Genomic DNA, 18,934 nt, shown 5'->3' on the forward strand with positions numbered 1-18,934 from the left:
CGGTTCACTGCGGGGGTGGTCCTTCGAAGTCCTCCAGATCGTACTCGAACTCCTCGTCTTCCTCCAGACGATCCAGCTTTTTCAGGAGCTCGCGTGCCAACAGCCAGTACACCAGGGCCAGTGCCTTCCTGCCCTTGTTGTTCGTCGGAATCGCCAGGTCCACGTTACCTGTGAAGTTGTCCGTGTCGCACAGTGCCACGATCGGGATCCCGACGCTCTGTGCCTCGACGAGTGCCTGGAAGTCCGCACGCGGATCCGTGAGGACGATCACCTCGGGCTCCAGATATCCATCGTACTCTGGGTTCGTCAGTGTTCCGGGCACGAACCTGCCTGGAATCGCGGTAGCCCCGGTGGCCTCTGCAAACTTACTGACAGGCTTCTGACCGTAATAACGCCTGGATACTACAAGTATCTCGTCGGTATTGTACATGGACAGGAAGTTGGCCGCAATCCGGATGCGCTCGTCGGTCTTACGTACGTCGATGACGTGGAGTCCGTCGGCCCGCGTCCTGTAAATGAACGGTTCCATATCCTTCGTCTTCTGCTGGGTACCGATGTGCACGCCTGCCGCCAAGTAGTCGTTCAGCGGAACGAGTAAATCGTCGTTTTCAGACATCGAGTCACCCCCTGGAAGATACGTCAGGGGAGAGGGATTACACCTCGACTACAATGGCACCGTGTGGACAAGCTTGCTCGCAGAGGCCACAGCCGGTGCAGTCATCCTCGTTCACGACGACCGGCTTGTCGTCCTCCTCATCAAGGACGTCCATTGGACAGGCTTCGATACATTCGCCACACTCCGATACTCCAACGCACGCATCGTAGTCGATCACGACCTTCGGCACCTTCCCTTACCCCCACACCCTCTATCTCCGGATCACCACGACGGGCACAACACCCTCGTCGAACTCCCTTTTAGCAATTTCCAGCGGATCCTCATCCCCTTCGACCTCTACCAGCACTGGTGACCCCATAGCGATCTGGAGGGCACGTGCTCCAACGATCCTTGCGATCTCGAATCGCGTCAAGTCCTCCATAGGATGCTCCCCCGTGGATCTTGGGCCAGAGCTGTTTATACGTTGCTTGAGAACACGACACGTGAACTCTAGAACTCAGATAGTGAACAAGGCTCTTCATCCCTTACGCGGGACTCGGATAAGTGTGTGCCCGTGACCCTCCGAGGGCACTTCAGAGGGTGAACGATCTAGAGCTCGACCCGATTGAGCTCCTGAAGGATACCGTAGCCACTCCGAGTGTGACCGGAGAGGAACACGAGATGGTTCGTCTCCTGACGGAAGTGTTAGACGAACACGGCGTGCCTTACGAGGTAGACGATATGGGCAACGTCCTCGCTGGTGATCTGAGCGGGCTGATACTGAACGCGCACCTCGACACGGTCCCTCCTGGTGACGGGTGGGAAGTTACGGACCCTTTCGATCCCACAATCCGCAACGGGAAGCTGTACGGACGCGGTGCGGCCGACTGTAAGGGAGGACTGGCAGCTGCGACGGCGGCGGTGGTTCAAGGGCACTACGAGGAAGTGCCGATAGGCTTGTTGGCGACTGTCGGGGAGGAATCGAGTAGTGAAGAGGACAACGGGGCCCTCCACGTCTGCAGAACCCGTGAGTTAGAGGCCCGAGCCGGAATAGTGTGTGAGCCGACGGACGGTCAAGTTCACGTGGGTGATCGTGGGAGGATTACCCTTCGAGTCACGGTGCGTGGTCGCAGTGCCCACGCCTCGACCCCGGAAATGGGGAAGAATCCCATAGAGGCCGCAACTCGCGTCGTGGAGGAACTCTCCAAGATGAGACCCACGGAGTACAGGCTGCCGGGAATCGGCATCGTGAGGTCGGACTTAACGGTCACTGGAATCGAAACGGACGGACCTTCGAACGTGATACCGGAGCAGTGCGAGATGACCGTGGATTACAGAACGGTACCTGGGGAGAGTGCGGAAGAAGTGAAGAGGCGAGTCGAAAGGGCCGCCAAGCGGGCCGTACCCTCGGGGTTCGAAGTGAGTGTGGGTGTAAAGTCGGCTTCTCGGGCCACAGTTGTGAACGTTGAGGCGCCAGTGGTTAAGGCCGCGGTAATCGCCGCTCGTAAGGTCGGCTTACAGGGTAAGCTAGATTTCAAGCGGGGGCACTGTGACATCGAGTACTTGGTGCATGAAGCCGGACTAGACGCCGTTATACTGGGTCCCAGCGGTGGAAACATACACGGACCGGACGAGTGGGTCAAAGTGGAGGATGTGGTGCGATGCGCCAGAGCCTATCTGACGTGTGCGAACATCCTCCCTGCACCTTACTAGCCGGGAGCTATCAAGTCTAGGACCAAGTCGCTGAACTCTTCCTCCATCTTAATCGGATCGGCCGCCGGCAGTCCGAACTCGTCCTCGATCCTTTCACACACTTCGCGGACTTCTTCCTCAGAATAGTCCTTGCCGTTCACGCTCACGAACTGCACCCTCGCTCCCGTGAGCAGCGTGACCACTTCGACGACGTCCTGGAGCTCGTTAAGCAGCTCCGGTCGTGTGGTTACGACTACGCGGTCCGGGTCGCTACCTAGTAAGATAGTGAGAGCGGCTAGGGACCCACCACGTCCCGTCCCCACTTCTAACGGGTCAGCGGTGATCCCTGTCTGCGCACCCACGAGGATCAAGTCGGGTTCATACTCCTCGTCCAGCTTCTTCACTGCACCGTAGACGGTACCGGCCGCGTGAGCCATCGGTAGGACCTGTGGGATTACCATAGCCTCCGAACCCGTAAGCAGGCTGCTAGGTTCGGTCCCTACCGAGCGTACGTTGATACCCTCTTCCTCCAAGATCCTCCTGGCAGTGTTCAAGGTGGTGAACTTCCCTGTACGGCGGCCTGTACCTACGATCGAAACTACATCGGCGTTCACGCCCTCCTCACGCGCCTTCATTCCGTAGTGGAGGTATTCCAGGTACAGTTCGGGATCGCTCGTGTCAAAGTACTGGACCCCTCTCTTATGGGCTTCTAACCTCCAGTTCGGATCCTGAGCAACCATGTGGAGACGACCCATGTTGTACACATTAACGCCTCTCACGACGGCCTCGTCCACAGCCTCTCTCCATTTGAGGTAATGCACGTCCTCATCGAAGACTTCCTTGGTCCATATCAGCCACTCCGATTCCTCGAGTAGTTCCCCGAGATCCTCTATCGGTCTTATCTCGAACTCGGGAACGTCGTCACCTACCAGCTCTTTGGTTGTTTTTCCGACCTTCCTATCCCGATAGTCGCAAATACCGACGATCTCGATGTCTGCGAACCTCAGGATCCCGGCGGCAACCTTAGTGAACGGCACCATCACGGCCCGAGTGACTTCGGGATGTTCCAACGGATCCACCCCGTCCGGATGCTGTAGCGGGGTTCAATCGGTGAGATCCACGATCGTAAACCTACGCTTCGGGTTCTCGTACTCATCTCGACGCATGTTCAGCACGATGACGCGGCCAACCGTGGGACTTATCCCGACCTTTTTCTGGAACTCAGTCTGTTCTTGGAAAGTTGCCGTCGATATTACGTTACAACCGTTCCAGACCTCGACAGCGCTCACGTGGGTGTGTCCCACTGCGAGGACGTGCGGAAATTTCCGTATCACTAGGCGATCCTCGGGAAGTGGAGCTATCGGGACGGACCCACCGTATATAGGTACCAGGTGACGAGCGCGGAGGCACAGCTTGACGGCTTTCCTCACCCCGTCTGGGTTGTGTTCCGCGTCGGGGTGATCGATGATTATATCGTCCAGGGACTGCCCGTGGAACAGGAGTACGTCTAGTTCTCCGTGGATCCGCACGAGCGCAGGGTTGGACGGCAAGTGAACGCCGTCGAGCTCGGTGAGTGGTTGAGCCGGATCCGAGGAGCTGAGGCTCGGCTGTGGGAGTGCTTGTCGGATGGCATCGTGGTTCCCCGGTATCACGATCACTTCGATCCAGTCCGGCAGGAGTTCCAGGTACTCCGCGAACCGTTGGTATTGCTCGTCTATATCTGCGATCTCGAGCTCTTCGCGCTGACCTGGGTAAATCCCGATCCCGTCGACCACGTCTCCGGTCACTATGACGTACTTCACGTGACCAGCTACGGAGTCGTTCGGGTTGTTCAACCATTCCAAGAACCTGCGGAAGAGATCCTCCCTGAACTTCTTCGATCCGATGTGCACGTCTCCGATGAAGACGGCCTTCACGTCGTCCTCCACGGCCGGAACTCGACTCTTACGGTCTCCCTCACCCGGTAACGTCACCTCACCGTACCGGTCGCCGACGAACACCACAGGACCGCGCTCGACTTTGGCGAACCCTTTGACACCGATCACCATCCCTGGAGCGACGTCTCGCCTGACCTTCTCCGAGATTTTCGGAGCTTTAGATTTCGAGATCACCACCCTGACCTTTCCCACTTCATCCTCCAAGTCGAGCAAGAACGCGCGCTCCGTTTCCCGTAAGTCCGTCACCACTCCGGCGACGCAGTAATTCCCGGGCTCACGGCGCGCCCGCTCCACGAGCTCCTCGATGTTCTTTACCCATTCCCCGTCGAGCTTGGCTTTAACGAGCGGTCGGAGTTTCTCGAGGCGATCTCGGAAGTGCGCCACGAATCCCTTCACACTACCGTCCGCGGACACGGAACGTGCCTCTTCGAGGATTTCCACTTCCGCATCGACCTCGGCGGCAGGGGGCAACTTGGAGGGACGCTCCACCCGCGGGCGCGCCTCATGTTCTTCTTCACTTTCTTCCGCTCCGAGTATTTCGTAAACGTTCCCTTCCATCCCCTCGAGGAAGTCCGGATCCACCTCTCCTCGAATCAGCTTGGCGGTGAACACGGGAAGATCCACTTCATCCGACCTCTCAAGCATTTCGGGGATATCGTCGTCTCTCAGCTTCCGGAGCGCTTCGGGTGTTAGGAGTACGCCGTACTCTTCCGCGACCTTGCGCGCCAGTTGTTTAGCCTTTTCACTCTTCACGGAACTCCCCCCGAAACGGGATTAAGATGGGATCGGTGTGGCCGTTCGGGGGCCGGCCCGGGTTGCGGCCAGTGGTATGGACGGTGCGGATAGCGGCCGCCGCGATCATCCTCGTAGCGATGACGGCTTCCGGCTTCCTTTTCGCCGTGTCGCTGACCGGGAAGTCCCCGGTCGACCCTCAGTTAGTTATGAGGATGTCCTCTGACCTGGCGCGAGGTGACTACGATGCGTTCAACCGTGATTTCGCAATGGCGTATCTACAGTTAACGTCTAGACTCCACGAAGGTTTACAAACGTTACTAGAGTACTTCGGAATTAAGGCCAGATTCATAAAGGAAGAAGTTAAGGAGAAACTATTCAGGTATAGGGTCAGGGCCGCTAATTCGGAAGATGTTTGCACTAAGTTGATGGAACTAGCGCATGTTGATGATATTGCTAAAGGTAAGTTAATGGTATACGCGGATACAAAACCCGAACCGAATAAGGGTACAAAAATACTAATAAAAGCCGTCGGATATGTGGAAAGAGTGAAGATTAAGGGGGAGACTATAATTATATATTCGACACCTTACTACATTGAAGCTGAGGGAATGGGAGTTTACAACGAGGATAAAGAGGTTGTTGTCGATGTGAACACCATCAAGCTTCGGCAGGTGAGAAGATTATGAAAGTGCCCTCTAGCTCGTTTGCGGGATTGAGGAGAGCCGTCGCAGAACTGTGTAAGGAAGTACATCGGACCGGTCTTACGATAGGAGGATCAGGGAACGTTAGCGTGCGCTCCGGTCGCTACGTAGCGGTATCGCCCTCCGGGTTCAGGTTGTCCGATGTGCGCCCGCGGCACGTGCCGATCGTCGACATAGAGGGTCGCGAAGTCCTGGGGGTCACGAAACCCACATCGGAACTGCTCATGCACTTATCCATCTACCGGGAAGTCGGTGATGGGGTCATAATTCACACTCATTCACCATACTTGACGGTGCTGGTTCACTCCGGGAACCGCCCGATGGAGACGGAGGACATACGGAGATCCGTCGGAGAAATCGTATGGGTGGAATACCAGCCGCCCGGAAGCGAGCGTCTAGCTGAAGCCGTGGCGGAAGTAGCCCGTAAACCCATGGTAGCCGCACTGGAGCGTCATGGCGGCCTCGTCGTCGCGGATAGACCCGATGCGGCCTTGAGACTCGCGGAAGCCTTAGAAGGGGCAGCCAGGTTGGCGGTATTTAAACTTCATCCTTAACTTGTTCGAGGGTCGCTATCACTTGCAAGAGCACGGTGCGGGCGTATTCGGGCGTGTTTTGGTCGTTTACAACTTCCTCCAGGGTAGAGATAGCCGTGCTGGCCCGGACGCCTGGGGACTGTCCCTCTTCTTTCAACGCCTCGATCGCCTGCTTAGCCGCGCGGCGCACGTTCCTCGGGATCTGGTCGTCTTGGATAATCCGCTGTTCCAACAGGGTGCAACACTGTTCGAACTTCTCCTCGTAGTCCGACAAGTCGCCACCCCCCTTCGGTGAGGGCTGTTGCCGGGCTTCCGACACTTTGAAAAAAATCTTTCGGAACTGGACCTCGGGGGTCGTTCCTTATGCGTTCCGTGACAAACCGAGACGTAATCGAGGTGCTGATGAACGTATACAACTTGACAGAACGGCAGGCTACAGTCTCGGTCATGAGATCGGAAGGGATGTCGTATCGGGAAATAGCTGAGGAGCTAGGCATCACGGTATCGGGTGTAAGAAATCACTTAGAACAGGCTCGGATGAAGATGAAAGTAGATAATGACTTCCAAATGGCTAGGATCATAGGCAAGCTCGAAATGAGTTTAGGACCAGCGCTAGTTATTGCTATAGTGCCGGTCGATAAGTCGGAGGATGTAATCAACAGACTAATTCAGGAAGGCGAAGGAGTTACGGAAATGACTGGACGTGGCGGGTACACAGGTGAAGAACAATCCGTCCTGTTTATTATCACAGAGAACGAGAAGAAGGTGCGTGAGATCATTGAAGAGGAGGTTGGACGAGAAGTCCCGATGTTCGTGATGAGGACACCGACAGAGTTCCCTTCACACTGAGGGGGAACCCGTCATCAAAAGGTCAGATCTGAACAAGATGGCGGAACGATTGCTCGCGGGACACAAAATGCTTGGTATCCACTGCCCCGAGTGTAAGGTACCGCTGTTCCAGGACCCGAAAACGGGAACCGTGAGCTGCCCAATCTGCGGAACGGAGTTCGAGGTGGTAGAAGAGGAGAAGGCGGAGAAGGTCAAGAGAGAAGCGAAGGAGCGCAGGAAGCGGGCCGAAAATGGGAAAAGGAAAACGAAGCGGGTGAAAAAGAAACTGGATAGTGGCAAGAAGGAACGGGAACCTGAGAAGGAAAAACAGAAACGTAGGCAGGAGCTCCGAAGTGGTGAGGACGTACAGAAGGTTGTCCTTCAAGTGGTCACCACTAGGTTGAAGCGGGCCGCCGAGACGAAAGATCCGGAACACGCTTTGCGGGAGCTGGAAGTTGCCGAGAAAGCACTCGAGATTCTCAAAAAGCTGTAAGCTGGTGTTCGTGGGGGTGGTAAACCGCCAGTTCTCGGAGCTAGCGATCGAGTTGGAGCTCGAAGTAGGTGCCGTTCAGTTCTATGATCCAGATGACCAGCCGGGCGACGTCATGTCGTACGTACGGGAAGGGCCAGGTAGATTACTTCCCAGGTTCAGACCTCCGAACTATCGGTGGCTGATTAGGGCGCTCGAAGAACTTCAGCCAGATGTGGTGGTACCCACCTCGGAGTTCGCCGTCGAAGCGGCGTTTAGGACATCCAAAAAGCTCGGCGCGGAATACGCGGGCAACGAGCCCGAGGTAGTGAACATCGCGGCGGACAAGTTGGAGCTGTTCAGTAGACTCTCCGACGTCCTTCCCATGCCAGAAACCTCGGAAGATCCATCGGAGCTCGACGTCGAGACCTTAGTCGAGAAGCCCGTACGGGGAGCCGGTGGCCTAGGAGTTCGGAAGGTGAAACCCGACGAAGCCGATCCGCGCCCGGGCACGATCTTCCAGGAATTCGTACCTGGTCGTCACGTCAGCGTGACATTCGTCTCCGACGGGTCGGATGTCAAGGTGCTATCGGTCAACGACCAGCTGATCAACCTGCGATCCGAGTATTCTTACAAGGGGAATCTCGTACCGTCTCCTTACTACCTGGTACCGAGCGTAAGGGAGGAGGCACGGAAGGTCTGTGAGGTGTTAGTGGACGAGTTGGGCTTGGTCGGTTTGAACGGTGTCGATGCCGTACTCAACAAGGATGGACTCCACGTCATAGAGGTTAACCCTCGACCGACCGCGGTTACGGAGTGTCTGGCACGGGTATCAGGGGACAACCCCATTCGCCTTCACCTGCGAGCCTTCGATGGTAGCTTGCCAGAACGATGGAAGATACGAGGCTGGTCGTGCAAGAGGGTCATATACGCCTCGGACACGGTGCGCGTGCCTTATCTCTCATGGGCCCGAGACAGACCACGCCCCGGTACGGTTATCCCTCGGGGTGAACCGGTGTGTTCAGTTATCTCCTCCTCGAGTACGCCTTCCGGGGCCAGATCGATGGCGAAGCGTTTGGAACGGATGGTGGTGAACCGCTTAGAGCGTGTGTCGTCGACGCCACCCACGGAGGGTTGGTACTGAGCGACGAACTGCATGAGATGGGACACGAAGTCGTACTCGTCGATGTCTACGGGACGTGCGATGAGGCCCGGCCTTACCCGATCCTCCGTCGGGCCTTCGGAGGGTTCGATTTCATTGCCGTCCCAGTTCACTGTGGCGTGGATTTCGGAAACGTAGAAGGGCCACAGGTAACTCATCACGCACTCGCCGGAGCCCTCGCGACTCGCTACAAGCAGGACTTTCTCTTCGAGGTTACCGGAGTAAGAGGGAAGACGACGACCGCGACTTACCTCGCGTGGATACTGGAGGAAGCAGGACACCGGCCGGCTCTGTCGACTACGGACGAGTCTCCAGTAGGTCGTCCCTCGGTCACGCCTGCCCGCGTCCTCGAAGTAGTACGCGAGACGAGCGGACCCTACGTTTGTGAGGTCTCGTTGGGGATCACTTCGGCGGCGGACTACGCGGTATTCACAGGGGCCCCTTACGACTACCCAATAGCCAGCGGATCGTCGTCCGCACTCCGCGCGAAGAAGAAGACGTTACTGGAATCGGGTGCTGAGGTAGTGATCGAGCACCGTGAAGCAGTGAAGCTTTCGCTGATGGGTCCTAAAGTGCATCGAGTCCGTATTTCCGATGGAACCGTGAAATACGACGACATCCGCGTTGAGTTCGAAGCTTTCGGCATCCCGTTCCACGACCGCTGCTTCGGACTTGCGTCCGCTACCGCGTTAATCTCCGGCCTAGCGGACAGCGAGGACGTGGAGGCTGCTCGGGCTCGGGGACCAGTCCCTTCCCGACTTGAACTCAGTGGAAACGAGCTCGTCGACGCGCATCCGGCGGTGAACGAGCAGACTGTCCGGTACGCGCTGAGCGTGGCTTCGGATCTGTGGGGTGAGTACGGAGCGGTGATCGGAGGCACGTTAGGTGGTTACTGTGAGGAAGTCGATCCGGAAGCCGTGGCGGAAGTCCTGCAGGAACGCATCGAGAGAGGCGAGTTATTAGCACTGAAACTGGAAGGAAAACTCGGACGGGAAGTCGAGCGGTACCTTGAGAACGTCGATCTGCCGGAACCCGGACCGGATACTCCCACTGTTAGGATCGTCCGCAAAGGTGATTAAATTGAAGGAGGACGCGGCTCGGGGGTTCGTCCGTTGGCGGAAGTTCAGAGGGAGTTCGTTATGATCAAACCGGACGGCGTGGTTAGAGGTCTGGTCGGAGAGGTGATCCGACGCCTCGAGCGCAAGGGTCTCAAAATAGTCGCGCTGGAGATGCGTCAGCTCGACCGCGAGACGGCGGAGAAGCTCTACGAAGAACATCGAGACAAGCCGTTCTTCGATGATCTCGTCGAGTACGTGACATCCGGCCCAGTTGTGGTGATGATAGTCGAGGGCCGAGAGGCCGTGAAGGTAGTTAGGAATATTATCGGCGCGACGGATCCCGCCGAAGCTGCGCCGGGTACGGTCCGCGGAGATTTCGCGCTGGATATCGGCAGGAACGTGGTACACGCCTCCGACTCTCCAGAGTCCGCCAAGCGGGAGATCGAGATAGTGTTCGGCCAGGATCTACCCACGATAGATTACGAACGATGCGATGAGGAGTGGCTGTATGAATCATAGGAACTTCTCGAGCTCTAGAAGGAATTCCTCCAGCCGATCTTCAGGGACTTCAGCACCCGCAGCCCTCTCGTGTCCTCCTCCCTTTCCATCCACGCGATTAGCCGCGTCTTTGATCACTTCGGCGGCATCCACGTCCGAGTTCTCCGGACAGCGTATCGACACCTTCACGAGACCCTCTTCCATTTCAGCCACACCTACGGTCACACGCTCCCGCTCCTCACACACGAACTGGGCCACGATCCCCACTACGGTGTGCGGGATTCCGAGCTCGCGACCATCGATCACTACCATGCTCTCTCGGTCCGTGATGCCTTCCCCGCGACTAAGCCTACTTAAGGCCTCCCGAATGATGGCCTTGTGTTTGCTCCTGAGCTTCTTGGCCAGTTGCAGAGGATCCCAGGATCCCATGGCGATCAGGACACCCGCCCATCCTTCCCCGTACCTGCCGCAAGCATTGAGAAGCGTGGCCGTCTCTAAGGGATCCCGAAGGGCCTTGAGAGGACGCTCCTCGTAGAACACGTGGATGCGACCCGTTTTGGACTCGAGCTCCTTCCTTTTCTCACCATTCAGAAGTTCTCGATGCTCTCGAACTATTTCGGCTTCATCCTCTCGACTCAAATCCACAGGGACCACATCTAGATCGCCGAACCTGGCCTCTAACGCCTCCCGTACCGAGGCGCCGGAAACTCGCTCCACGATCTCCCCTACGGTCATCGACGCGCGTCCGAAAACCCAGTAGGCCGGGTCTCGGATTTCGATGATTTCATGCTTCTCTCCGTCCTCTTCCGGTACCCTGTTCAAACCTCGGACTCCTCTCTTGCCAGCTTGGTTGTCACCGTAGGCACCGACCAGCGCGGCCTTCGGCAGACACGTCTCTTCGACTTTAACCACGCGTCGGCACAGCAAGTACGCTACTGTGGAAGCCGAGGCTTCCGTACCACCGTCGACGCCGTGCTCTCGAGGATTCACCAGAAGTACGTTGTCCGAAGGTTTCGAGGAAATCTCATGGTGGTCGACGACGAGCACAGGATGGTCGTTCCGCAATTTGTTCAGGATCCCGCTTCCCATATCCACGACTACGGTGGGGCCGTCGAGATCTTCCTTTAACAGCTCCGTTTCCGTGTTCAGTACCCGAAGCCGTGTGGGTACCTCGAGGCACCGGAGCGTGAAGGCCATCAGCGCTCCTGCTGTGAGCCCGTCTGCGTCGTTGTGAACGTATAGGCGGACTGCAGTTCCTTCCAGATCCTCTAGGAATTCAACAGCTTCTTCCAGAGTACTTTCGAACCCGTCTTCGCTCAAAGTACCGCCCCGCTTCACCCCCAGCTGGGTATTTACCGAGTTGTAGCCATCGGTCGATCGAACGTTAATAGGATCGTAACAATTGAGCGAGGTGGGAGCTCACTCCACGTGTAGGGCCTCCGGATCGTACTTCCAATCCTCGGGTAGGATTCCCTTCCTCTTGTAGTACTTAACTAACCTGTGAATCTTGGATTCGATGAGCTGGAGTCCCCGCTTCGAATGTAAATCCTTCGGATGCCTCTTCAAGTGCTCGCGCACTCGCTTGGCTCTGCGAATCAAGTTCAGCAGGTCCTCCGGGAGTTCCGGAGCCAGTCCGTGTTCTTCGAGGATCTCAGTGACTTTCTTACCAGTAATCAATTTGACGTCAGGTATGCCGTACTCATCACGTAGCTTGATACCTATCATGGCGGGTTCGTAACCCTGCTTGGCCAGATCGACCACCAAGCTCTCCACTTCCTCGGGCGAGTACTCTACCCACGACGGAGGAGCTACTCTAGGAGGTCTGGTTGATCCTGACTTGCCTTTGTCACGTGAATGCATACGTGCCAAGACCGATCACCTCCCCGCCACGTTGTTCTCGTACCACTCCGCAAACCTCTCGAGCGCCCTGGTCCGGTGCGATATTTTACACTTTTCCTCGACTCCCAGCTCCGCGAACGTGCGGTCTTCACCCTCCGGGATGAAGATAGGATCGTAGCCGAAGCCTTCTCCACCCCGGGGTTCCTCCGCTATCCGTCCGCGGATCTCGCCGGTGAAGGTTACCGGTCGACCGCCAGGCTCGCAGTAGCCTACGACCGAGATGAACTCGGCCTTGCGGTTCTCCTCTCCCTCCAACAACTTCAAGATACCCTCGTTACCGATCGTGTCGAACACGTAGGCGGAGTACGGTCCCGGGAACCCGTTCAGAGCTTCGATAAACAGACCCGAGTCCTCGACTATCACCGGCTGGCCCAACGACTCAGCACAGTATCGGGCCCCGTAGGCGGCGATCTCCTCCAAGCTGTCAGATTGGAGCTCCGGATAGTCGAGATCAACGCGCTCGACTTCGATGCCGTATCGAGCTAATATCTGCTTAACCTCACGGTACTTTCCGATATTGCCCGTTGCAAATAACACTTTCATACTCCATCCACCCAAGGTTTAAATTCGAGTAAAATGGAGTTTCGACTAAAAATCTCGAGGGAGTGGTATAAGTTGTCCGAGAGCGATAAAGCCATACGACAACCGATAATTTCGGTGCTCGGGCATGTTGATCACGGAAAGACCACCCTCCTAGATAAGATCCGCGGTACTGCCGTAACGGCGAAGGAAGCCGGGGGTATCACCCAGCACATCGGGGCTTCAGAAATACCACTGGAAGTGGTCAAAGAGATCTGTGGACCGTTGCTTGAACAGCTGGACGTGGAAATCACGATACCCGGACTACTGTTTATCGACACCCCAGGTCATGAAGCTTTCACTAACCTTCGAAGGCGTGGAGGGGCGCTGGCCGACATAGCGATCCTAGTCATCGACATCATGGAAGGCGTGATGCCACAGACCGAAGAGGCTCTCAGGATACTCAGGAGGTACCGCACCCCGTTCGTCGTCGCCGCCAACAAGGTGGACAGGGTACCGGGATGGAAATCCCACGATGACACCCCGTTTCTCGAGTCGTTCCAGAGGCAGTCCCCGGAGGTACAGCAGCGGCTGGAAGAGAAAGTCTACGAGCTTATCGGACAGCTCCATCAGCATGGGTTCCAGGCGGAACGCTTCGATAGGGTGAAGGATTTCACGAGAACCGTCGCGATAGTCCCCACGAGCGGTGTCACAGGGGAGGGTATACCAGAGCTGTTGATGGTCGTAACCGGGCTGGCACAACGCTTCCTGGAAGAACAACTGAAAATAGAGGTAGAAGGTCCAGGAAAGGCCGCGATCCTGGAAGTCAAGGAGGAACCTGGACTCGGTCACACTGTCGACGCGATCCTCTACGACGGTATCGTCCGAACGGGCGACACGATAGTCATCGGTCATCCGGAAGAGCCTATCGTCACCCGGGTGAGATCCCTGCTGAAGCCGAAGCCTCTGGACGAGATGCGCGACCCGAGCGATCGATTCCGTAAGGTGGATGAGGTGACGGCCGCCGCCGGTGTAAAGATAAGTGCCCCGGAGCTCGAAGAGGCCGTGGCCGGCGCCCCGTTACGCGTCGTCTGGGAAGACGAGGACGTCGAAGAAGTCGTGCGCGAGGTCCAGGAGGAGGTCGAGGAGGTCACTATTGAGACAGACCAAGATGGAATCATCATCAAGGCCGATACTTTGGGGACCCTGGAAGCCGTCGTCGGGGAGTTCAAGGAAAAGGACGTTTCGATCCGCAAGGCCGACGTCGGAGACATTACCAAGAAGGACGTCATCGAGGCGCACGCGGTCGCAGAGAAGGATCCGCTACTCGGTGTGATCGTAGGGTTCAACGTGGGAGTCACTGAGGAGGCGCGGGAACTGGCCGACGAGTACAACGTCGACATCATCATCGACGATGTGATCTATGAGTTAGTCGAGAAGTATGAGGAGATAGTCGAAAAGCGGATCGAGCGGGAACGGCGAAAGCGCCTGGACGAACTCGTACGTCCAGGGAAGATAAAGGTGCTTCCTGGATACATCTTCCGCCAAAGTAAGCCGGCGATCGTCGGCGTTCGAGTCTTGGCTGGTGTGATCAAGCCCGGATATCCACTGATACGAGAGGACGGTAGAGAACTCGGGGAGATCAAGCAGATCCAGATGCACGGTGAACCGACTAAAGAGGCGAAGAAAGGACAGGAAGTGGCCATATCCATCGAGGGTCCCATCGTCGGTAGACACTTCGAGGAAGGCGATATCCTGTATACGGACGTGCCCTCCGAGCACGCGAAGCTCATGTTCGAGGAGTTCAAAGATCTCCTGACGGAGGATGAGCTGGAAGCCCTTGAAGAGATAGCCGAGATCAAACGCAAGGAAGACCCGTTCTACGGTATGTAACTTCGATACCGCCGATGACGACAAACCTGGGCTCGGACCCCGTGAAGAGCCGTGTCCTAGCCGAGGCGGCGTCGCGGCACTATTGTCGGGAGAACGGGTACTGTGACTTTCATCGAACCCGAAGTCGGAGTCCGCGAACGATTCAGTACACCAGTTAACCGCAAGAAGGCCAGGGCCGCATGGTACGCCCTCTCAACGCCCGACAGACCCGCGTCACGTGGTACTTCTAGAGTGATCACGTCAATTCCGAGCCGACGCGCCACGGATCTTATCGATCCCCTCGGGGCGCTCTTTACTAAGAGCACGAATCCAGAGGACCTCGCCAGCTCATCCACGAGTTCATCCTTCTCATCGGTTAAAAGCGCTCCTTGACGAGGTACCCCACTGCCGCAGTGCATGTCCAACCAATACTTCACTCTATGGGAGAGCGCAAACCGCACGAGATGCCACGTCAGGGATCCTGGTACATCCGCTACCCGGTTAGGATCTACACCATCGACTAACCTCGAGTTGGCCGCCAACCCCTCCGGGTTAACCGCGGGAATCACGTACACAGTGCCCACTGTGGAGGACGGGTCCAGTTCGTCCAATAATTTTAGCAGCGCTATCACTGTCCACACCTCGTCGCCGTGGACTCCAGCGGTCAAGAGCACGGCAGGTCCAGGGCCTCCACGGAATTCGAAGACTACGGTGCCTTCGACGGAGTGCTTGTATACCGCCTTCGAGCGTGGGCCGTGGGGCGCGTGCTGGACTAGAATAGGGTTCTTCAGTATGTTACCCTTGGAACCCCAATCATACACCGTCCACACCGCCTCACAACATCCGGACGTCGAGAGCGCGAGCAGGACTAACAGAACCGCGATCAACCCTCTGTCACCTCAGTAACGGCAAGTCGCCCGTAACTCGGTCGATCTCCTCCTCTCGCTCGGGCCCGATCCCGAGGCAAGTTATCGTCTCGGGCTCTAGCTCCGTAAGCCCCGCGTCTCGAACCAAGAACGACGGTAAGCCTCTTCCCTTAGCCAGCTCGTGGAGTTCCAGTAGTTCCTCCTCATCTCTACACTTGAGCACTACCTTCTTCTGACCTTCTCTTAACCACTCCTCAACCGGCGCCCCTGACTCTTTAGCGCGTAGAAAGGCCCCCAGTGAGGCGTGTGCCACCTGAGCCGCGAGCTTCCCACGACTGAGTTTCAAGTCTTCCCTAACCACTATCACCTGTTTGTACAAGGTAAACCCCCTCGGCTGAGAGGAGTCTCGTCACAGACTCGGCCCGTCAGCTCCTCTTCATTGGGGCCGCGAGGTACCGGCGAAACTTTATTTATTTCAACCGATCGGCGGGTGTGGGCGAGGAGATCGACCACGAGGATGAGGATGAACCGATGAGTGGGGGTGGTGGTTGATGTCCAAGCCCATGTACGTGAAGTTCGAGGTCCCGGAGGAACTGGCCGAGAAGGCTTACGAGGCCATAGAAATCGCTCGAGACACCGGTCGTATCCGTAAGGGTACTAACGAGACAACTAAGGCCGTCGAGCGTGAGGAAGCCGTGCTCGTGCTGATCGCTGAAGACGTGGACCCAGAGGAGGTAGTCGCTCACCTACCGGAGCTCTGCGATGAGAAGGGTATCCCGTACGTGTACGTCCCTAGCAAGGACGAACTGGGCGCCGCCGCCGGCATCGACGTAGCAGCGGCCAGTGCGTGCATCATCGACCCCGGAGACGCCAAGGACCTCGTGGACGAGATCATTGAGAAGGTCGAAGAGCTACGCGAGTAAGCCGATCCTTCCCCCCGCAGCTCCTATCGTTACAGTTATCGTAACGAATCCTGCACTTGGTCGGCTTCATGATCATTGAGCGGCCACGGATCTGGCACATCCGAGTACTTGTCTGATAATTCGGAGTAAACTGATGTGGGCGACGACTGGAATCTGCCGCACGGACCGCGTCCCACATTACCATATTTCCGTTTCCGATCCACCGCACGCTGCCAGGTGTGTAAGCCTTCTAGCAACCGTTGTACAGTCTCGGGACAACTAATGTGATACCGCCCCTATCCAGACATTTGAGAGTTACTAGATGGACTCCTGCGTAGACGATGCAATAGTACGGCATGGGGTGAACCGCCATATAATCGTCCCTCAATGGCTCGTGCACCACCGTATGGATGTTACACGCTGTCCCAAGGGGGTCGCCACCGTGGTGGGAGTGATTCCGCTGAAGGTCCTCGCGCTCCTAGTGCTGGCGTGGCTCGCGTATGCGTTTCTCGGTTTCGTGAAATTTTACGTGACGACGGGTTGCATGCCGTTGGGGCGACTGGCTTTCGTGAAGTTACACGATCCGGATATAAGACCGGGAGGTCTTCACGAGATTGTCGCCACTAACGTAGCGCACACCTTTGGATACCCGGCGGTCACGATCGTCCATAACGCTGGTAGTGAGAGTATGTACGGTTCGTGGACCGATAGGAACGGCGTACTAATGTGGAACATCGCAGCGCTAGACCCTCGTGGGAACCGAGCGTCAGTGGATTGGTATGGTGCGCTCAGGGAGCTGGTCTTCGCGGACAGGTTGAGGACCGCCACCTGGGTTCACGATGGGCCGATCGGCGGGCCACGATTCCCTAAGAACTCCGTGATCTTCTGGCATGGGACCGTGAGGAACGGTTTCCCGCTCCTCTACGGAGGATGTGGGTGCGAGCCGTATTACTACATCCTCGCGAACTATGGGAACATCCCTTTCGCGATCACGGCAACGGTGCTAGGGTGGTTCACACCGTTCCTGATATCACCGCTGGAAGCTTTTTGGGAACTCTCGCACTACAAGAGACTTCAGTACGAGTACTTGAAGAAGGTAAACGGGATTAGGCTGATAAACTTGAAAAACTACGAGGGAGTATCGGCGGCACCTACTGGTTCGATATCGGGTAGTTCGGCGCCTCGTCCGTGATGGCGATATCGTGTGGATGGCTTTCCTCGTACCCGGCCCTAGTGATCCGTACGAACCTCGCCTTCTTCTTCATTTCCTCGATGTTCTTGGCGCCAACGTATCCCATGCTGGATCTAAGTCCACCTACGAGGGTGTAGAGGACCTCACTCACCGGGCCTTTGTACGGGACAACTCCCTCGACTCCCTCCGGTACGAACTTCGTTTGGGCGACGTGGCGGCTTCCCTGTTCGGGTTGCTTGAAGTAGCGGTCGGCCAATTCTCCCTTCATCATGGCTCCCAAGCTCCCCATACCACGGTACTGCTTGTACAGGCGTCCGTGCAGCCGGATCACTCGGCCTGGGGCTTCGTCCGTGCCTGCCAATAGGTTACCCAGCATCACGGCGTCAGCGCCTGCGGCGATAGCTTTGGCGATGTCTCCAGAGTACCTGATACCACCGTCCGCGATGACGGGAATATCGTGTTCCTCCGCGACGTCGGCCACCCAGGCTACGGCGGTGATCTGAGGTACGCCGACACCGGCAACAATCCTCGTAGTACATATGGAGCCCGGACCGATACCGACCTTCAGAGCGTCGGCGCCCGCGGCGATAAGGTCCTCCGCAGCTTCGGCCGTGGCGATATTGCCGGCGATGACGTCCGCGTCGACTTCACGCTTGATCTCCTTCACGAAGTTGATGACCGTCTCCGTATGCGCATGGGCGCAGTCGACTACGAGGATGTCCGCGCCGGCCTCGTCCAGGGCGATCGCTCGATCGGGATCCTTCGGACCCACGGCTGCAGCCGCGAGGTATCGTCCTTCCTCATCGGTGGCCGCTTCCGTCTCCTTGCGAAGCTCCGTTACGTCCCTAGCGGTCACGATTCCCAGGAGGCGACCTTCGTCGTCCACTACGGGGACGCGTTCGATCCTCTCTTCTCTCATCACTCGTAAAGCTCTTTCCTCGATGTCCTCACCCTCCTCGATGACGACCGGTTCTTCCGTCATAACACTCTTCACATCCAACTCTCCGATTTCTTCCTCGGAAAGCAGGTCCACGTCGCGCCGCGTAATGATGCCGACGACTTTACCCTCCTCGTCGACGACGGGCAGACCTCCGACGTCATGCTCCTCCATTAGCTCCACTGCTCGCTTCACGCTCTCGTCCGGTGAAATCGTCACAACGTCACGTTGTACTATGTCCCTAGCCTCCTTGACACGCGTGACCTCCCTTACTTGCTCCTCTATGGTCATGTTCCGGTGGATTACACCGAGGCCACCGTGTCGGGCCATCGCGATGGCCATCTCGGCTTCGGTGACAGTATCCATAGCAGCACTTAGGATCGGTATGTTGAGTCGGTAGTTAACGGTGACTCGTGTGGATACATCCACGTCTGCGGGTTCTACCGAGGATCGTCCGGGGAGTAGGAGGACGTCGTCGAACGTGAGCGCTAGCTCGGCATCTTCCAGCTTTCGGGTGTACCGCCCGACCAAGCCCCCGT

23 protein-coding genes are annotated in these 18,934 nt (G+C 57.1%); 11 read left to right on the plus strand and 12 right to left on the minus strand.

All coding sequences use genetic code 11. The annotated features are described in order from the left end of the window. Positions 1-4: 4 nt before the first annotated feature. Genes rpsB through BW919_RS00470 form a run of 3 tightly spaced genes read right to left on the minus strand, consistent with a single transcriptional unit; the run spans position 5 to position 1,037 of the window. Positions 5-616, minus strand: coding sequence for a 30S ribosomal protein S2 (rpsB, locus tag BW919_RS00460; protein ID WP_088334750.1), 612 nt, complete (start codon positions 614-616; stop codon positions 5-7). A 37-nt stretch (positions 617-653) separates the two neighbouring features. After that, positions 654-845 carry an ATP-binding protein gene (locus BW919_RS00465; protein ID WP_088334752.1) on the minus strand — a complete coding sequence of 64 codons (192 nt, stop codon included), beginning with the start codon at positions 843-845 and terminating at the stop codon, positions 654-656. 21 nt (positions 846-866) lie between these two features. After that, positions 867-1,037 (minus strand): DNA-directed RNA polymerase subunit K, encoded by a 171-nt coding sequence (locus BW919_RS00470; protein WP_011019948.1) that lies wholly within the window; start codon positions 1,035-1,037, stop codon positions 867-869. 158 nt (positions 1,038-1,195) lie between these two features. On the opposite strand from BW919_RS00470, the gene BW919_RS00475 reads away from it, so the two are divergent. Next, positions 1,196-2,308, plus strand: a complete 1,113-nt coding sequence (locus tag BW919_RS00475; protein WP_232452889.1) for a M20 family metallopeptidase — start codon at positions 1,196-1,198, stop codon at positions 2,306-2,308. Here BW919_RS00475 and BW919_RS00480 read toward each other — a convergent pair. Continuing rightward, positions 2,305-3,357 (minus strand): DUF1611 domain-containing protein, encoded by a 1,053-nt coding sequence (locus BW919_RS00480; RefSeq protein ID WP_088334756.1) that lies wholly within the window; start codon positions 3,355-3,357, stop codon positions 2,305-2,307. The genes BW919_RS00475 and BW919_RS00480 overlap by 4 nt on opposite strands. 33 nt (positions 3,358-3,390) lie before the next feature. Beyond that, positions 3,391-4,977, minus strand: a complete 1,587-nt coding sequence (locus BW919_RS00485) for a DNA-directed DNA polymerase II small subunit (RefSeq protein WP_088334758.1) — start codon at positions 4,975-4,977, stop codon at positions 3,391-3,393. A 62-nt stretch (positions 4,978-5,039) separates the two neighbouring features. Between BW919_RS00485 and BW919_RS00490 the strand changes: the two genes are divergently transcribed. Next, a complete protein-coding gene (locus BW919_RS00490) occupies positions 5,040-5,645 on the plus strand; it encodes a hypothetical protein (RefSeq protein WP_088334760.1) in 606 nt (201 codons plus the stop codon). Further along, the gene (locus BW919_RS00495) at positions 5,642-6,214 is read left to right on the plus strand and encodes a class II aldolase/adducin family protein (RefSeq protein ID WP_088334762.1); all 573 of its coding nucleotides are present in this window, start codon (positions 5,642-5,644) and stop codon (positions 6,212-6,214) included. The genes BW919_RS00490 and BW919_RS00495 overlap by 4 nt, the downstream gene beginning before the upstream one ends. Here BW919_RS00495 and BW919_RS00500 read toward each other — a convergent pair. Then, positions 6,198-6,467, minus strand: coding sequence for a UPF0147 family protein (locus BW919_RS00500; RefSeq protein WP_148688226.1), 270 nt, complete (start codon positions 6,465-6,467; stop codon positions 6,198-6,200). The two genes, BW919_RS00495 and BW919_RS00500, sit on opposite strands and share 17 nt — an antisense overlap. Positions 6,468-6,556: 89 nt before the next feature. Here BW919_RS00500 and BW919_RS00505 point away from each other — a divergent pair, with 89 nt between their 5' ends. The 5 genes from BW919_RS00505 to ndk are packed head-to-tail and all read left to right on the plus strand — an operon-like array spanning position 6,557 to position 10,229. After that, the gene (locus BW919_RS00505) at positions 6,557-7,042 is read left to right on the plus strand and encodes a sigma factor-like helix-turn-helix DNA-binding protein (protein ID WP_088334766.1); all 486 of its coding nucleotides are present in this window, start codon (positions 6,557-6,559) and stop codon (positions 7,040-7,042) included. Between the two features lie 37 nt (positions 7,043-7,079). Further along, entirely contained in the window at positions 7,080-7,514 is a 435-nt protein-coding gene (locus BW919_RS00510) for an Sjogren's syndrome/scleroderma autoantigen 1 family protein (protein WP_088334768.1), read from the plus strand. Continuing rightward, positions 7,477-8,634: an ATP-grasp domain-containing protein gene (locus BW919_RS00515; RefSeq protein WP_157665794.1), complete on the plus strand. Its 1,158-nt coding sequence runs from the start codon at positions 7,477-7,479 to the stop codon at positions 8,632-8,634. Before BW919_RS00510 ends, BW919_RS00515 begins: the two co-directional genes overlap by 38 nt. Then, positions 8,625-9,731: a hypothetical protein gene (locus BW919_RS00520; RefSeq protein WP_157665795.1), complete on the plus strand. Its 1,107-nt coding sequence runs from the start codon at positions 8,625-8,627 to the stop codon at positions 9,729-9,731. Before BW919_RS00515 ends, BW919_RS00520 begins: the two co-directional genes overlap by 10 nt. Before the next feature lie 33 nt (positions 9,732-9,764). Continuing rightward, positions 9,765-10,229, plus strand: coding sequence for a nucleoside-diphosphate kinase (gene ndk, locus BW919_RS00525; protein ID WP_088334772.1), 465 nt, complete (start codon positions 9,765-9,767; stop codon positions 10,227-10,229). Here the strand turns inward: ndk and BW919_RS00530 are convergent. From BW919_RS00530 to BW919_RS00540, 3 genes are all read right to left on the minus strand, one after another. Then, positions 10,224-11,528, minus strand: a complete 1,305-nt coding sequence (locus BW919_RS00530) for a DHH family phosphoesterase (protein WP_088334774.1) — start codon at positions 11,526-11,528, stop codon at positions 10,224-10,226. The two genes, ndk and BW919_RS00530, sit on opposite strands and share 6 nt — an antisense overlap. A 99-nt stretch (positions 11,529-11,627) precedes the next feature. Next, positions 11,628-12,077: a 30S ribosomal protein S15 gene (locus tag BW919_RS00535; protein ID WP_088334776.1), complete on the minus strand. Its 450-nt coding sequence runs from the start codon at positions 12,075-12,077 to the stop codon at positions 11,628-11,630. A 6-nt stretch (positions 12,078-12,083) separates the two neighbouring features. After that, positions 12,084-12,650, minus strand: coding sequence for an XTP/dITP diphosphatase (locus tag BW919_RS00540; protein WP_088334778.1), 567 nt, complete (start codon positions 12,648-12,650; stop codon positions 12,084-12,086). Positions 12,651-12,683: 33 nt separating this feature from the next. Here BW919_RS00540 and infB point away from each other — a divergent pair, with 33 nt between their 5' ends. Continuing rightward, positions 12,684-14,519, plus strand: coding sequence for a translation initiation factor IF-2 (gene infB, locus BW919_RS00545; RefSeq protein ID WP_088334780.1), 1,836 nt, complete (start codon positions 12,684-12,686; stop codon positions 14,517-14,519). Positions 14,520-14,575: 56 nt separating this feature from the next. Here infB and BW919_RS00550 read toward each other — a convergent pair whose 3' ends face one another. Both BW919_RS00550 and pth2 read right to left on the minus strand, forming a co-directional pair. Next, on the minus strand, positions 14,576-15,385 hold the full coding sequence (locus BW919_RS00550) for a succinylglutamate desuccinylase/aspartoacylase family protein (RefSeq protein ID WP_088334782.1): 810 nt from the start codon (positions 15,383-15,385) through the stop codon (positions 14,576-14,578). A 7-nt stretch (positions 15,386-15,392) separates the two neighbouring features. After that, positions 15,393-15,743 (minus strand): peptidyl-tRNA hydrolase Pth2, encoded by a 351-nt coding sequence (gene pth2 / locus BW919_RS00555; RefSeq protein WP_088334784.1) that lies wholly within the window; start codon positions 15,741-15,743, stop codon positions 15,393-15,395. A gap of 172 nt (positions 15,744-15,915) precedes the next feature. On the opposite strand from pth2, the gene rpl7ae reads away from it, so the two are divergent. Together rpl7ae and BW919_RS00565 are read left to right on the plus strand one after the other, a co-directional pair. Continuing rightward, positions 15,916-16,287: a 50S ribosomal protein L7Ae gene (rpl7ae, locus tag BW919_RS00560; protein ID WP_088334786.1), complete on the plus strand. Its 372-nt coding sequence runs from the start codon at positions 15,916-15,918 to the stop codon at positions 16,285-16,287. Between the two features lie 421 nt (positions 16,288-16,708). Further along, positions 16,709-17,458, plus strand: coding sequence for a hypothetical protein (locus BW919_RS00565; RefSeq protein WP_088334788.1), 750 nt, complete (start codon positions 16,709-16,711; stop codon positions 17,456-17,458). Here the strand turns inward: BW919_RS00565 and guaB are convergent. Next, positions 17,418-18,926: an IMP dehydrogenase gene (guaB, locus tag BW919_RS00570; protein WP_088334790.1), complete on the minus strand. Its 1,509-nt coding sequence runs from the start codon at positions 18,924-18,926 to the stop codon at positions 17,418-17,420. The genes BW919_RS00565 and guaB overlap by 41 nt on opposite strands. Positions 18,927-18,934: the final 8 nt, after the last annotated feature.

Origin of the sequence: Methanopyrus sp. KOL6 (assembly GCF_002201915.1) — an archaeon.
In the GTDB taxonomy this organism is placed as follows: Archaea; JAADCQ01; Methanopyri; order Methanopyrales; family Methanopyraceae; genus Methanopyrus.

Coding starts and splice junctions, on each gene's coding strand:
- BW919_RS00470 (WP_011019948.1), bottom strand. CDS start 1,037: ATGGAGGACTTGACGCGATTCGAGATCGCAAGGATCGTTGGAGCACGT.
- BW919_RS00510 (WP_088334768.1), top strand. CDS start 7,080: ATGGCGGAACGATTGCTCGCGGGACACAAAATGCTTGGTATCCACTGC.
- BW919_RS00540 (WP_088334778.1), bottom strand. CDS start 12,650: ATGAAAGTGTTATTTGCAACGGGCAATATCGGAAAGTACCGTGAGGTT.
- rpsB (WP_088334750.1), bottom strand. CDS start 616: ATGTCTGAAAACGACGATTTACTCGTTCCGCTGAACGACTACTTGGCG.
- BW919_RS00495 (WP_088334762.1), top strand. CDS start 5,642: ATGAAAGTGCCCTCTAGCTCGTTTGCGGGATTGAGGAGAGCCGTCGCA.
- rpl7ae (WP_088334786.1), top strand. CDS start 15,916: ATGTCCAAGCCCATGTACGTGAAGTTCGAGGTCCCGGAGGAACTGGCC.
- infB (WP_088334780.1), top strand. CDS start 12,684: ATGGAGTTTCGACTAAAAATCTCGAGGGAGTGGTATAAGTTGTCCGAG.
- BW919_RS00505 (WP_088334766.1), top strand. CDS start 6,557: ATGCGTTCCGTGACAAACCGAGACGTAATCGAGGTGCTGATGAACGTA.